At 41.5% G+C, this 13,810-nt stretch carries 10 protein-coding genes and 1 other RNA gene; 6 read left to right on the top strand and 5 right to left on the bottom strand.

The features are described from left to right. Positions 1-466 precede the first annotated feature (466 nt). The gene (locus tag K9M07_07250; protein MCF7853017.1) at positions 467-1,672 is read right to left on the bottom strand and encodes a hypothetical protein; all 1,206 of its coding nucleotides are present in this window, start codon (positions 1,670-1,672) and stop codon (positions 467-469) included. Positions 1,673-1,753: 81 nt separating this feature from the next. Between K9M07_07250 and K9M07_07245 the strand changes: the two genes are divergently transcribed. Then, the gene (locus K9M07_07245) at positions 1,754-2,029 is read left to right on the top strand and encodes a DUF167 family protein (protein MCF7853016.1); all 276 of its coding nucleotides are present in this window, start codon (positions 1,754-1,756) and stop codon (positions 2,027-2,029) included. Here the strand turns inward: K9M07_07245 and pncA are convergent. Genes pncA through K9M07_07230 form a run of 3 tightly spaced genes read right to left on the bottom strand, consistent with a single transcriptional unit; the run spans position 2,019 to position 4,395 of the window. Further along, on the bottom strand, positions 2,019-2,618 hold the full coding sequence (gene pncA, locus K9M07_07240) for a bifunctional nicotinamidase/pyrazinamidase (GenBank protein MCF7853015.1): 600 nt from the start codon (positions 2,616-2,618) through the stop codon (positions 2,019-2,021). The genes K9M07_07245 and pncA overlap by 11 nt on opposite strands. Then, the gene (locus tag K9M07_07235) at positions 2,615-4,066 is read right to left on the bottom strand and encodes a nicotinate phosphoribosyltransferase (protein ID MCF7853014.1); all 1,452 of its coding nucleotides are present in this window, start codon (positions 4,064-4,066) and stop codon (positions 2,615-2,617) included. The genes pncA and K9M07_07235 overlap by 4 nt, the downstream gene beginning before the upstream one ends. Beyond that, positions 4,063-4,395 (bottom strand): hypothetical protein, encoded by a 333-nt coding sequence (locus K9M07_07230; GenBank protein ID MCF7853013.1) that lies wholly within the window; start codon positions 4,393-4,395, stop codon positions 4,063-4,065. Before K9M07_07230 ends, K9M07_07235 begins: the two co-directional genes overlap by 4 nt. Before the next feature lie 277 nt (positions 4,396-4,672). Here K9M07_07230 and K9M07_07225 point away from each other — a divergent pair, with 277 nt between their 5' ends. The 3 genes from K9M07_07225 (at position 4,673) to K9M07_07215 (ending at position 8,587) form a co-directional block, all read left to right on the top strand. Then, positions 4,673-5,710, top strand: coding sequence for a hypothetical protein (locus K9M07_07225; protein MCF7853012.1), 1,038 nt, complete (start codon positions 4,673-4,675; stop codon positions 5,708-5,710). An 84-nt stretch (positions 5,711-5,794) separates the two neighbouring features. Continuing rightward, on the top strand, positions 5,795-7,618 hold the full coding sequence (gene lepB, locus K9M07_07220) for a signal peptidase I (protein MCF7853011.1): 1,824 nt from the start codon (positions 5,795-5,797) through the stop codon (positions 7,616-7,618). Positions 7,619-7,690: 72 nt separating this feature from the next. Continuing rightward, the gene (locus K9M07_07215; GenBank protein MCF7853010.1) at positions 7,691-8,587 is read left to right on the top strand and encodes a DMT family transporter; all 897 of its coding nucleotides are present in this window, start codon (positions 7,691-7,693) and stop codon (positions 8,585-8,587) included. Here the strand turns inward: K9M07_07215 and ileS are convergent. Then, a complete protein-coding gene (gene ileS, locus K9M07_07210) occupies positions 8,584-11,706 on the bottom strand; it encodes an isoleucine--tRNA ligase (GenBank protein ID MCF7853009.1) in 3,123 nt (1,040 codons plus the stop codon). The two genes, K9M07_07215 and ileS, sit on opposite strands and share 4 nt — an antisense overlap. 387 nt (positions 11,707-12,093) lie before the next feature. Here ileS and ssrA point away from each other — a divergent pair. Together ssrA and K9M07_07200 are read left to right on the top strand one after the other, a co-directional pair. Then, positions 12,094-12,497: a transfer-messenger RNA gene (gene ssrA, locus K9M07_07205) on the top strand. Between the two features lie 199 nt (positions 12,498-12,696). Then, the coding region (locus tag K9M07_07200) for a PDDEXK nuclease domain-containing protein (GenBank protein MCF7853008.1) at positions 12,697-13,810 on the top strand (1,114 nt) is incomplete at its 3' end.

Raw genomic sequence — 13,810 nt, 5'->3', positions numbered from 1 at the left:
TCCGAAATTAGAGTGTCGGTACAAAGGGATTTTCTAACGGTAACAGTCATTGGGATAGCCTCGATCAAAAAATAGAGACTAAAAGTTTACGAAATAAAACTTTTACTTACAGGGAAAAATTGATCAGCGGGAACCGCTGAACAACAAATTACGGAACATGTGAATTATCAAACATACGATATACAGGCCCGTATCGCTCAGTTGCGAAAGAAATCGAAAACACTGCTGCAACGGTCAGTCAGGCTGCTAATCAGGGTCTTGATGCTGTTAAAGCCGGAGCCGGCAAAGCCGTATCATTTCTTGGAAAATGCATCAGCTCTCTCACCGGAAATTCAGATTCCGTCACATCCATTGCGCTGGCTCAACTGCGAGTAGCGACTGCCGAAGCAAGCAGTTATCGCTCTATTGGTTAGTCCTATTTAGCCCGCATGATGCAAAAAACCCGAGGTTTTAACTTCGGGTTTTTTCATGCGATCGTATAAAGGTGGATAATTTCAATACCCATGACGAGGAGTGAAAAGAGGGTCAGAATCAGGAGTAAAAGCTTCCCTCCTTTGACCGTTTCAAACGTTTTTAAATTGTAAGAATATTTTCCGATATAAACAAGTGAGATCGGCAGCAATCCATTGAGAATAGCCTCTCCAAATCCCCCTGCGATACTCAGTGCCTTTTCAAAAATAGTGGGATACATCGTGGATAAAATGAACGGCGGGAAAAATGTAAGCAGGCATAGGCCTATTCGATTCCATCTCACGGGAATCACTTTAAATCCATCCGCTAAAAAATCAACCAATGAGAATGACACACCCAAAACAGATGTTGTAATCGCAAACAAAGCAAAAAGCTGGCCTAAAAGGACAATTTTAGGATTGTGGGCAATAGATTCAAGAGCAAATGTAATGGGAAGCCCATCTTGCATGGTTGTTTGAATCACTTGCAGAGGAAGAGCCCCAATAATGAGCCATTGCCAAAATAAATAGACAATAAGGGGAATCGTTGTTCCGATCACGATAGATGCAATCAAAGCGCGCTGATTGCGCCCCAAATAATGGGTAATGGATGGAATGATATTGTGATAACCAAATGCACCAAAGAGTAAGGGCAAGGCAGGCCACATTTTGTTTAAATTAACCATTTCAAGGCGATCGAAGTTCACCTCACGACTTCCCATCAATAACAATATGATCCAAGACGCAAACATAAGAAGGCTCAAGCCTATATTAACGCGATCAATCGACTTTGGACCGATAGAGACGATAGTGAAAAAAATAAGGGCAAAAATGCCATTACTTTGATAGGTATTAAGAGAAAAATGCCAAAGCCACTCGACCAGATAGCTCAAAAGATGTGATCCGGCAGCAAAATAGGCAACCATCAAACAATAGTAAAGAAAAACAAACATTGCCCCTGTAACAAATTCTCCGGGCTTCCCTAAAAAATGGCGTGCAATCGATAAGAAACTCGAGCGCGTTGGCATCCAAAGCGTCGCTCTTAAAAGAAGGAGCCCGGTCAAAAGCATAAAGAGCCAGACAGCTATCGTGACGATACTCGCAGGAAAAAAACCACATTGACTTGTCACAAGAGGGATACCGAGCATTCCGGCGCCGATTGCCGTACCGGCAATCAATAAACTCCCACTGATCACTTTTGATAACTCTGAAGAACGATTCACACAAATATCTCAAATAAAAAAGAGCTATTCTATCTCAGAAATCGCTGGTTGTCAAATTCAAATCCCGTTAAAATGAACATCATGGGCCGAGTCCAAGTTAAAGTTGTTTTAAAATCCTCTTCAGATCAAATCATCGGATTTGAAGGAAATATCCTGAAAGTCAAGCTCAATGCTATTCCTGAAAAAGGCCATGCCAACAAAGCCCTCATTCGTTTGCTAAGTAAAGCCCTTCATCTTCCTAAAACATCCATTACGATCGTTCAAGGCGAAACCAGTCGTCAAAAAATCCTGCAAATCGAAGGCCTTTCAGATGAAGAGCTCCGAGAAAAACTCACGGTTTTGATTATTAATCGATGATTTTGGCCCCTTTTGAGCGCATCAAATCAATCGCTTTTTTCTCATCTTGGAAAGTGAGGTTCACTGCACGGCATGCCTTGCGGACTACATCGACTTGATATCCGAGATCTAAGGCATCTAAAACGGAAAATTTCACACAATAATCAAGGGCAAGACCGACAATTGTCAGATGCTTAATCCCTTCACTCTTGAGATAGCTATCGAGCCCCGTTTTATGTTTACGGACATTATCAAAAAAAGCGCTATAGCTATCTACTTTGGGATCACATCCTTTTTGAAATATGCGGCTAATTTGATCCGTATTGAGCGTGTTAGCAAATTCAGCCCCCCATGTGCCCTTCACGCAATGATCCGGCCACAACACTTGATGAACACCGTCAAGATCGATCTCTTCGCCGACTTTCTTCCCCTGATTAGACGCAAAACTCGCATGCTCTTTAGGGTGCCAATCTTGTGTGGCAATAATGCAGTCAAAATCATCCATGAGATCGTTAATAATAGGAATAATTTGATCACCACCGATCACAGCAAGAGCCCCTCCCGGCAGAAAATCGTTTTGTACGTCGATGATTAAAAGGGCCCGCTTCATAAAGTACCTTTCATCTGTTCGATCAGTTCAATTTTCTTATTGAAAAGATTTTTTTCCAATCCGACAAAATAGGGACTTGGATATAAAAACCGCATCACAGTGGGATGAAACTGAGCCATTTCATTTTTTGTATTTTCCTGCATCTTCAATAGATTTGGGCTTTGATAAATACACGCACCTTTGCGAAAAATGGGGATTAACAGATCGCGATAGGTGACGGAACCAATGATTTTTTTCCTTTTTGTCGGATCAAACGGATCAATCAATGTGGGCTGCTCATCAATAGGGCTGAGCTCATCATAAATCATATCCCCCACATTACCCTCCGGAGTATAAAAGCGGCGCACATTGAGAATGCCGGGATTTGTCACTTTGACAAGTTGTTCCGAAATTTTAAGAGCATGGTGCCAACATTCATTTTCATCGGTGTAAGCAGCCAGTTTATAAACACCATCAAGTGCCGATTGTCCCTTAGCGGAAGCAAGCGCCGTACCCACTCCCCAAAGGTCAATCTTAGCTCCTTGGTGCTTTAAATCGCGAATGATGAATTCATCCAGTTCATTTGTCGCCATGATCTTTGTCTTATGAAATCCCGCCTGATCGAGAAGCTTCCTCGCTTCACTACTTAGCATCGCAAGATCACCTGAATCGATGCGAATTCCCAAAAATTTGAGTTGATCTTTGCGTTTTTTAGACACTTCAATGGCTCTTTTTACTCCCTGCAGTGTATCATAAGTATCTACAAGAAAGACGCAGTTGCCGGGCATGCAATCGGCATAGGCTCTAAAAGACTCCTCTTCCCCGGGATATGACATCACCCAACTATGGGCATGCGTCCCCTTCACAGGCACGTTAAAGTATTTTCCTACTAAGACATTTGATGTCGATTGGCACCCTCCCACAATGGCAGCTCGCGATGCAGAGAAAGCGCCGTTAATCCCTTGAGCTCGTCGGAGGCCAAACTCAATGACTTCTTGCCCTTCTGCAGCAGAACAAATGCGCGAAGCCTTTGTGGCAATGAGGGTTTGAAAATTAACAATGTTGAGAAGGGCGCTCTCAAGAAGTTGTGCTTGAAGAATCGATCCCTTAACGCGAATCATTGGCTCATAGGGAAAAACAACGGTTCCTTCAGGAACCGCATCAATATCGAGCTCAAATTTAAAGTCTTTGAGATACTTAAGAAATGGCTCATCAAAAAGGGGCTTGTCATCTATCCCCATAAGAGATCTTAAATAATCTAAATCAGACGCATTAAATTCAAAATCCCTTACGAAATGAATCAAATCCTCCAATCCTGCAGCAACGGCATATTCCCCTCCAAAGGGTTTTCGACGAAAAAAATGATGGAAAACAGCCTGCTTGTTCACTACATTTTTCTTGAAATAACAATATGCCATTGTCAATTGATACAAATCGGTATGCAGTGCTAAATCAAAAGGTTTCTTCATTGAATTTTTGTTTTCCCTTCTTTTTGTATCTTTAATAAGAGTTGATCTCTTTCTAGTTTCAAGCGATCGATTTCAACCTGTAGCTGATTTGCAATCTCACTTGCCTCATCTGCCTTATTCCAATAGCGCCTTGCCTCAACAAGATATTCCGGTTGAAATTGGAGCCGATCCCCTTGATCTTGGAAGCGCGCTGCTCGTGCAATATATTTATTCCGCTCATCCTCTAAACGCTCAATTTCCTCATTGAGCAACGCCAGATATTGTTGATCCGATATGCTCTGTTGCTCAACTAAAGATTTGTCTTCCGGATAAAGAGGAAAAACACCCACTATTAAACAAATAATTATCTTGACTTTGTACATTTTTCGAACGTAAGTTTTGCAAGATTTTGATTTACAATCGGTTAGCAATTCCTGTAATCGGCTTGAACACGCCATTACAGGAATTGCTAACCGATTGTAAGTCAAAAGATTGTGAAAATTGCGCCGAAAAATGTACAAAGTCGAGATTATAAGAGCCATATGCATAAATCAGGAGCCAATGATTGTCGCTAAATTCTTGAAATGGTAAGATTAAATCCAATTTTATCCTATATAAAAGCACTCTATGTCGAGATTTTTCTTTCTTTTCGCTCTTCTATTCCCCCTTCTCGGCTATTCCCTCACACTCATGGAAAAACTACAAAATGCCCATCAAGGCGATTATGTTGTCACTTTGATGAGTAAAAATTATTCCCTCATCAGTATCCATACAAAAACTGATGACTCCATTATTTTTGAAGAAATATCCGTTCCCGTTTCCTCTATGGAAAAAGCCCCTGATTGGAAAAACTATGTCCTTCAAAAAGCCCCTAAAGCCATTTCATGGATTCTTTATGAAATTGATTTAAAGACAGGGAAAATGATTGAATCATACAATGTATTAGGTGGATATTTTCTCGATCTTTCCTCTTTCGACTCCGTATTAGCTAAGCTGATGCACTTAACGCTAGAGACCGTGAAAGAGAGTGAAAGGCGACGCATTGGCGTTTCTTCTTCTCTTTCAGGATTTGATACGCGAAAAATTTGGAATCCTCCTCTTGTTTTTGAGCGCAAAAAAGAAAAAAGCCCCCAGTTCAGTGTCTATCACGCGACATGGCCGGAAGATGCAACGATTTTATCGGGGAAAACCGTTGAGCTCTATTTTGACAGACAAAGATCCCACTTTCCTTTTCCCATGTGGATGCAAATCAAAGATGCCTCTGACACATCATTCAAAGTCCCCAGCGTCGATGCAGGTCATAGCATGCCCACGACAATGACAAACATGCCTCGCCGCCTCCCTTATTTTTATGACAAGGTCATTCAATCCAAAGAGACAATCATTATAAAAATCAGTATCCCCTCTTATTACAAAGGATTAAACCTCCATTTCGTGTCCTATGTCCCCAAACAGGAACAACCGATTCATATCAACATTGACCCTATATTGGGATCTGATCCGGAATCCGTCGAATTTCATATTCCAAGATCATTTATCGAACAGCACATTTCATTAGATCAACCTTATCATCTTATGCTTACAATCAACTCTCATCCAAGTGTCTCCGTCGAATCGGCAAAAAGCTACCGTTTTAAAAAATTAAAAAATCTCTCACCTGAATAGGAGAGATTCATATTTCCTTGTCATTTTTTTTTCTATTGTCTAATCTCTCCAGGTATTGATATTCAACAATTGGGTAGCTGTTCAGTGTATCGCCTAAACAAATCTAAATCTATTTTCTTTCATACGCTTAAACTGTTTCGCAAAAAGAAAAAAAAACTCTCTTTATCTGCCCGAGCAGAAATCCATGAAACGCTCAATACATTCCAAAATTCCCTTTCAGAAAAAAACATTGAGGCCTCTTTCAATCTAGCAAAGAAATGTGAATTGCTCACCAAGCTTCATATGAAAAAGCATTTCTTTGACCATGTCGTTGAACTCGTTTTTGCCCTCATTTTTGCTCTCATTGTCGCTACAGTCGTGCGTCAAATGTGGTTTGAACTCTATGAAATTCCATCGGGATCAATGCGACCTACCCTATTAGAAAATGATCGCCTTGTTGTTTCTAAAAATCAGTTCTGTATCAATGTTCCCCTCATGCTCAAACACTTTTTGTTTGAGCCCGAAGAAGTAAAGCGCAACGGTGTTTTTATTTTTTCCGGTGAGAATATGGATATCCCCAATAATCATTATAACTACTTTTATATCTTCCCCGGCTATAAACAATATGTCAAACGGCTTATGGGAAAACCCGGCGACACCCTTTATTTTTATGGTGGGCAAATTTACGGAATGGATCGCGACGGCAATGATATTACCGATCTCCTCCAACCCAAATCGCTCTCTCATATTTCGCATGTCCCCTTTATTAATTTTGAAGGAGATATTAAAACGCCTTCCCCACTTACAAAAGGCATTTCATCCCCTGTTATTTTTTATCAAATGAATCTTCCCATAGCAAAACTCTTCGCCTCGTCATTCAATCAAGTGAAAGGTGAAATCCTCTATACCGCGGAGCGCTCTGAAAAACCCGTTGCAGATTATGGGGATTTATGGGGATTTAAAAATTATGGAATGGCCCAAATTCTACATGAAGATAACAATTATATTTTGGAGCTCACCCACTCTCCTAGCATAAAACATACCGTAATCAAAAAAGATTACTATGGAAAATTCATTCCAATGCTGGGGACCTCTAAATCATATATCCAACTGAATGACGCTCTTTTAAAGAAAATCTTTCAGAGCCTTTATACTGACCGTTTTGTCGTTAAAGATGGGTATATGAGAAGAAGCTCCCAAGTCTCCCCCCCCATTCAAAAAGGCGTTAAAAATTATTACCCTTATCTCGACGGTATCCCCAACGGCACCTATGAGTTTTTTGACGGAAAAGGATATCAAGTCTACTGGCAAGGGGTTCGAAGGGAGCTACCCGCAAACCACCCGCTCATGCAATATACTCCGGAAAAAGCCACCCTATTTTTCAATATCGGCATGGAATTCGATACTCGCTTTCTTCCCGATTCACTCTATGACGTCCTCCCTGCACGGTATGCCTTTTTTAACCACAATGCCCTTTATTTAATGGGGCATGAAGTCATCTCTCATGACGATCCGGACATGGTGAAATATGTCAATCGCGAGTTGGAGCGCGAGCGCGAATCGAATGGTAACTATGTGCCTTTTATCGATTATGGCCCTCCCCTCACAAAAGAAGGCAAACTTGATAAAGACTTTATTCGTCAAGCAGGACTTAAAATTCCTGAAGGGCATTACCTTGCTCTTGGCGACAATTATGCAATGAGTGCCGATAGCCGCAAATTTGGCTTTGTTCCTCAGGAAAATATCCGCGGCGTCCCCGACTTTATTTTCTGGCCGGTGGGATCCCAATTCGGTCTAGTCAACCAACCTCTATATCCCCTCTTTACCGTTTCAAGACTCATCATATGGGGGATTGCCGGTGTTGTCTTTATTATTTGGGCCATTGTTTCAAGAAGACGCCATGCGCTTCCCATTAAAATCCCCGAGTGATTTGGATCAATAGTGTAATCTATTCTTCACTTCGGTATATACCGAAGTGAAGTGAAAAATTGGGATTTAGCTATGAATCATAAGACAAAAATCATTACTGCATCCATTTCGGCAGTACTTGCAGCAGCTTTTCTTGCGATAATGAGTGGCCTTACAAAAATTGCTCGCGCTGAAACTTCTTTAGAGATGGCCCTATTCTTTCGATTCACTGTGGGGTTTTTAATCTCACTCCCCTTTTGCCTAAGCTTCAAAAACTTTTCCTTCAGAGTGCCCAAATTATGGCTTCATATTCTAAGAGCTATCATGGCATTTTCCGCTCTATTTTGCCTCTTTTATGCCCTGAAATACCTACCCCTTTTCAATGTCCTTCTACTCGGAATTACCTATCCCCTCTTTATTCCCATTCTGGTTTATTTTTTCTTTCGCAGACGCCTCTCTATTAAAATGATCCTGGGCATTTCACTTGGATTTGTTGGGGTTATTTTTGTATTGCAACCCGATGCATCGAAGATTTTAGATTTTCATTCCTTCATTGCAATCCTTGCAGGTTTTTTAATCGCCGTGACATTTTTAATCGTTAGAGTGCTTCATCGGGAATCGAGCTCTGCACAAATCAACTTTTATTATCCCTTCTTTGCTATGTTATGTGCTTGGATTTTTGCTGCTTTTAATTGGGAGTGGCCATCGGCACACATGCTTCCGATTTTAATTGCCATGGGAGTGACAGGGGTTTTGTATCAATTTTTGATTGTCTATGCCTTGAAACTTGCGCATGCCTCACTGATTTCACCTTTGATGTATACCAGCATTCTTTTCAGTGCACTCTTTGAGTGGGCATACTGGGGCGATCTCCCCAATGCTTACGGTTGGTTTGGATTTGCATTGATTTTTTGTGGAGCATGTATCACGGTTTGGATCGGTGGACAGATGCATCACCTCACCAAAGCCACTCCTAAAGAAAAGGATTAATTGGAGCTTGGCCTTCGTTCAATATGGATAATAGCCAGCTCCCCATTGAGATCCCATTCCGTCCCACTACATGAAGCAAAATGAACTTCATCAGCTAGAACTTCCCCTCGAATATATTGATCATGCTGCTCAAAAGCCTTTTGAATTCTCGCTGTTGTATCAAGACAAATTGCAATACGATCCGTCACTTCAAACCCTTCATTGCGGCGCATTGTATTGATCTTATTAACGATTTCTCGAGCATACCCCTCGCTAATCAGCGCTTCATCTAGAGTCGTTTCAAGAGCTACTGTCAATGCTCCCTGGCAAGATGCAATTAAATCTCCCTTTACCGTGCGATTAACCTCGACTTCATTCAAAGAGAGGGTAAATGTTTGGTCTTTAACTTGGATATCCACTGTTTTACCACAATAGATTTGCTCAATCGATACGCGGGGAAGAGCTTCAATGACTTCTTTAGCTTCCTTCATTAAGGGCCCCATTTGTTTTCCCAGCACCTTATAGTTAGGCTTGACTGTGACATCAACGAATGACGTTTCGTCATCTAAAAACTCAAGACTATGGACATTGAGCTCATCCTCAATAAGATATGTGTGATTCTTCAATGCTTCGAGCACATTTTGATCACGCGAAATGAGAAAGGCCTTTTTAAGGGGCTGCCTCACCTTAAGTTTATGCTCTTTTCTGAGCGAGTGGCCTAAATTTACGACGGTTTGCACGAGTTGCATTTCTTCTTCTAACAGTTCATCGCGCAGTTCCTTGCGATATTCCGGATAGTCAGTCAAATGCACGGAATCCGGATCTTGAGGCGCTTTAAGCTCCGCATAGATCGATTCACTTAAAAATGGAATAAAAGGCGCTGCAACTTTGACAAGATTAAGCAGGACGATATAAAGCGTTTGAAATGCCTCATCTCTATCTGTTGTATGCTCAGACTCCCAGAAGCGGGGACGTGAGCGCCGAATATACCAATTGGTCAACTGATCGATAAAAACAACAAAAGGATCAACGGCCTGAGAGAGTTGATAGCGATCGAGCGCCGTTTCCACATCGAGAATAAGCTTTTGCATCCGCGATAGAATCCATTGATCGATCGTTGCTGAAGGTTTTTTCTTTCCAATGAGTTTTGGCGTCCATTTGCAGATTTTAGCGTAGGTTGCAAAAAAGACATAGCTATTCCATAAAGGAATGAGCATTTGGCGCAGGACAAGTTCAACACCCCTTTCTGAAAAGCGCAAATCATCCGCTTGGACCGCAGGAGAGTGTAGCAAATAAAGGCGAATACTATCCGCACCAAACTTGTCGATTACTTGCTGCGGATCGGGATAGTTTTTCAACCTTTTTGACATTTTATTGCCATCTTCAGCCAAGATAATTCCATTGACAATGACATTCTTAAAGGCCGGTTTATCAAAGAGTGCTGCCGCGATCACCGTGAGCGTATAAAACCATCCTCTTGTTTGATCGAGGCCCTCTGCAATAAAATCAGCGGGAAAAGCATCTAGTGTCTCTTGCTTATTGTCGAATGGAAAGTGGTTTTGCGCATAGGGCATCGACCCCGATTCAAACCAACAGTCAAACACCTCAGGCACACGACGATATACCTTACCATTTTCTTCAAATGTAATATCGTCAATAAAATGGCGGTGTAAATCAGTGATCTTGTGTCCACTGAGTTTTTCAAGTTCTTCTTTAGAAGATATGGCATAAAAATCGCCCTCATCATTAACCCAAAGCGGGATAGGTGTTCCCCAATATCGGTTGCGACTGATAGCCCAATCGCGCGCATTTTCAAGCCATTTTCCGAAACGACCATCTTTGATATGCTCCGGAACCCAATTGATCTCTTGATTAATTGCAATGAGCCTCTCTTTTAATGACTCAACTGAAATAAACCAAGTCTTTACGGCTTTATAAAGTAGCGGAGTATCCGATCGCCAACAAAACGGATAGCGGTGACGGATTTGACCATGGTGAAAAACTTTATCTTCATGCTTTAATCGCTTAATAATATCCTTATCGGCATCTTTGACAAAGACGCCTTCATAATCGGGAACCTCTTGAGTAAAGCGACCATTTTGATCAACAGGACACACAAGATCAATCGACTCCCTTGTGCAGACAAAAAAGTCCTGCTCACCAAATGCGGGGGCAGCATGCACAATCCCGGTCCCGTCTTCTTCACCGACAAACTCATCTAACAAAACATGGAAAGCTTGTGGACTTGCTCGATCGACAAAATAATCGAATAAGGGCTCATAAACCATATCGCGTAGTTTATCCCCTTTAAATACGGAGATGAGTTCATAAGACTCGCGATCTTTGAAGTAATGGGCCACCCGACTCTTAGCTAAAATAAAAGTGTCTTTGCTCTTTTTATCTTTAAGTCTCACATAATTGATATGGGGATTCACCACACAAGCCAAATTCGAAGGAAGCGTCCAAGGTGTGGTTGTCCATATGAGCAGATAAGTATCCGCCTCATCTTTCACTTTAAATTTCACTGTCAATGAGGGATCATCAACATCTTTATAATTGAGGTTCGCCTCGAAATTCGACAATGGAGTCCCAAGACGTGCAGAAAAGGGCATGACTTTAAATCCCTGATAAACAAGCCCTTTTTTCCATAAAGCAGCGAAGACCCACCAGACCGATTCCATAAAGGAAGCATCCATCGTGCGGTAAGTATTTTCAAAGCTAACCCATCGCCCCATACGATTGACGGTTGATTTCCACTCTTCCGTATAGCGAAGCACAATGCTACGACACTCTTCATTAAAAGCGGCAATTCCATACTTCTCAATGGTCGATGCCCCTGAGAGCCCTTTTGCCTTTTCAATTTCATTTTCAACAGGAAGCCCGTGGCAATCCCAACCAAAACGGCGAGGAACCCTAAAACCTTTCATCGTTTTATAACGGGGAATCACATCCTTAATGGTCCCGGCTAAAAGATGGCCATAATGAGGCAGTCCCGTTGCAAAAGGGGGCCCGTCATAAAAGGAAAAAAGAGGTGCCTGAGCACGATTTCGAACCGATTTTTCAAAAATGGAATGGGTTTTCCAAAATTTGAGGATCTTGGTTTCTCGAGCCGGAAACGGCTCTTGTTCTATATCAAACATGATTCATTCCGCAGAAAATAAAAGCCTTTAACAAACTGAACATAGGCCGAGCAGGCCAATTTCCCTGCCTTAAGCGGGGAGCTCTCACTCAGCCAACGATGCGATAGCCTCTTATTCATTAACCGTGACACTATCAGCCCATAATCGTACTAAACAATTGAGTTTAAAACAATCAAATGGCCATGAATACCAAAAAAGCAATCGTTCAAAAGTCGAGATCATTCTACGGAAGCCGCGTATTTAAAACAACCGGGGCTTGTCCTTCCCCTCATATATAGTTATCAATATGAAACCATATCTTACTAATAAACAATGAGTTAAAACTAACCCTTTTCAATTTAAGCCCTTATAGGCATAATTATTCCTTTGATATGGTATAATGAATACGGGGGTGAACAGGTTTCGACTTAGAAATAAAGGGTCGATGGCATGCAGAGGATTCGGTTGGCCTCTTAAAAAAGCCGAAAGCGAATAAACGCTAAAAAAGAAGAATTCGATATCAACTTTGCTTCTGAGGAAGCACTTGATTTCGCAGTTGCTGCATAAGCGAAAGCTCATGTAGTCCGATTCCCTAAGATTGGACCGAGGGTCTTAGGTGAATCGTCATTTTACTTGGTGTGGATTTAGGCCGTTGATCTCTTGGGCCTAGACTCCGAGATGATAAGAGGTGCACTTGCCACAAGTGGGGTTCCTTACAGCATGGCAAGCGTCAAACAATTAAGGAACTAAGCATGTAGTCATTTACTTGGAGTTTGCTAAGGACGAGAGTTCGATTCTCTCCACCTCCAACCCAAATTAAGGCTTCAGTTTTAACGACTGAAGCCTTTTGTTTTTAACGATATACAACATAAGATTCACACTGAAAAATCTAGCTACATAAAGCTCAATTACGCACTATTTACGCTACTCAACTGGACGAAACTGCAGTAAAAACTATTTAGTTTTTTGAGTTTCCATGCTACACTTCTCCACTTACGCAAAGAGGATAAAATGTCATCTAACGCAGTTGAAAGAGCTCAGGCCACAGACCTAAAAGAATACAAAGCGTTCTTCAAAGAGATTAAAGAAAGGATCTTAGCCTCTCAGGTAAAAGCTGCTTTAGCTGTTAACCACGAACTTATTAATCTTTATTGGGAAATAGGCTCTAAAATCCATCTCAAACAAAAAGATGAAGGTTGGGGTGCTAAGACTATCGAAAATCTGGCCAAGGACCTCAAATCTACTTTTCCAGAAATGAAGGGTTTCTCTCTAACAAACATCAAGTATATGGTTCAATTCGCAAGGGAATACCCAGAATTTGCAATTAGCCAACAGGTTGTTGGCCAAATTCCATGGGGCCATAACATCCTTCTCCTTCAGAAGCTTGAAACTCTCCAAGATAGAATCTGGTATGCCCATAAAACGATTGAACATGGATGGAGTCGAAGCGTCTTACTGCATTGGCTAGATAGCGACCTTCATAAACGAGAAGGAAAAGCCATTACCAATTTTCAAAATACTCTCCCCTCCCCACAATCTGATTTAGCTCACCAAACCTTGAAGGACCCATATTGCTTTGACTTTCTTACACTGAGAGATAAACACGACGAGCAGGAATTGGAATCTGGTTTATTAGACCACGTACAAAAATTTCTTCTTGAATTAGGAGCTGGTTTTTCTTTTGTTGGGCGCCAGATTCATTTATCCATCGGGGATCAAGATTTTTATATTGATCTTCTCTTCTATCACTTGAAGGGAGCCACCATGTTAGCAACACTCCAAAGGCTGGGAGTTATCCCATCATTTAGTCGACCCGGAGTTAGTAATGACAACCCATATTCCGAGTCGTTTTTCAGGACATTGAAATATGCACCCAAATATCCTGAGAACCCATTTGAGAACCTCAAAGAGGCAAGAGATTGGGTGTTATCTTTTGTTAAATGGTACAATGAAGAGCATTTGCACAGTTCGATTAAATTTGTAACCCCCTCTAAGCGACACCAAGGGCTTGATGAGGAAATATTGGCAAAGCGGCATTTAGTGTATCAAGAGGCTAAAAGGAAAAATCCACATAGGTGGAGCAAAGAGACGAGGAATTGGCAAATGATTAATGAAGTGCTTTTAA

Source organism: Simkaniaceae bacterium, from assembly GCA_021734805.1.
Taxonomy (GTDB): Bacteria; Chlamydiota; Chlamydiia; order Chlamydiales; family JACRBE01; genus Amphritriteisimkania.
The sequence above is the reverse complement of the archived record's forward strand: the minus strand, read 5'-3'. Positions and strand labels throughout refer to the sequence as shown.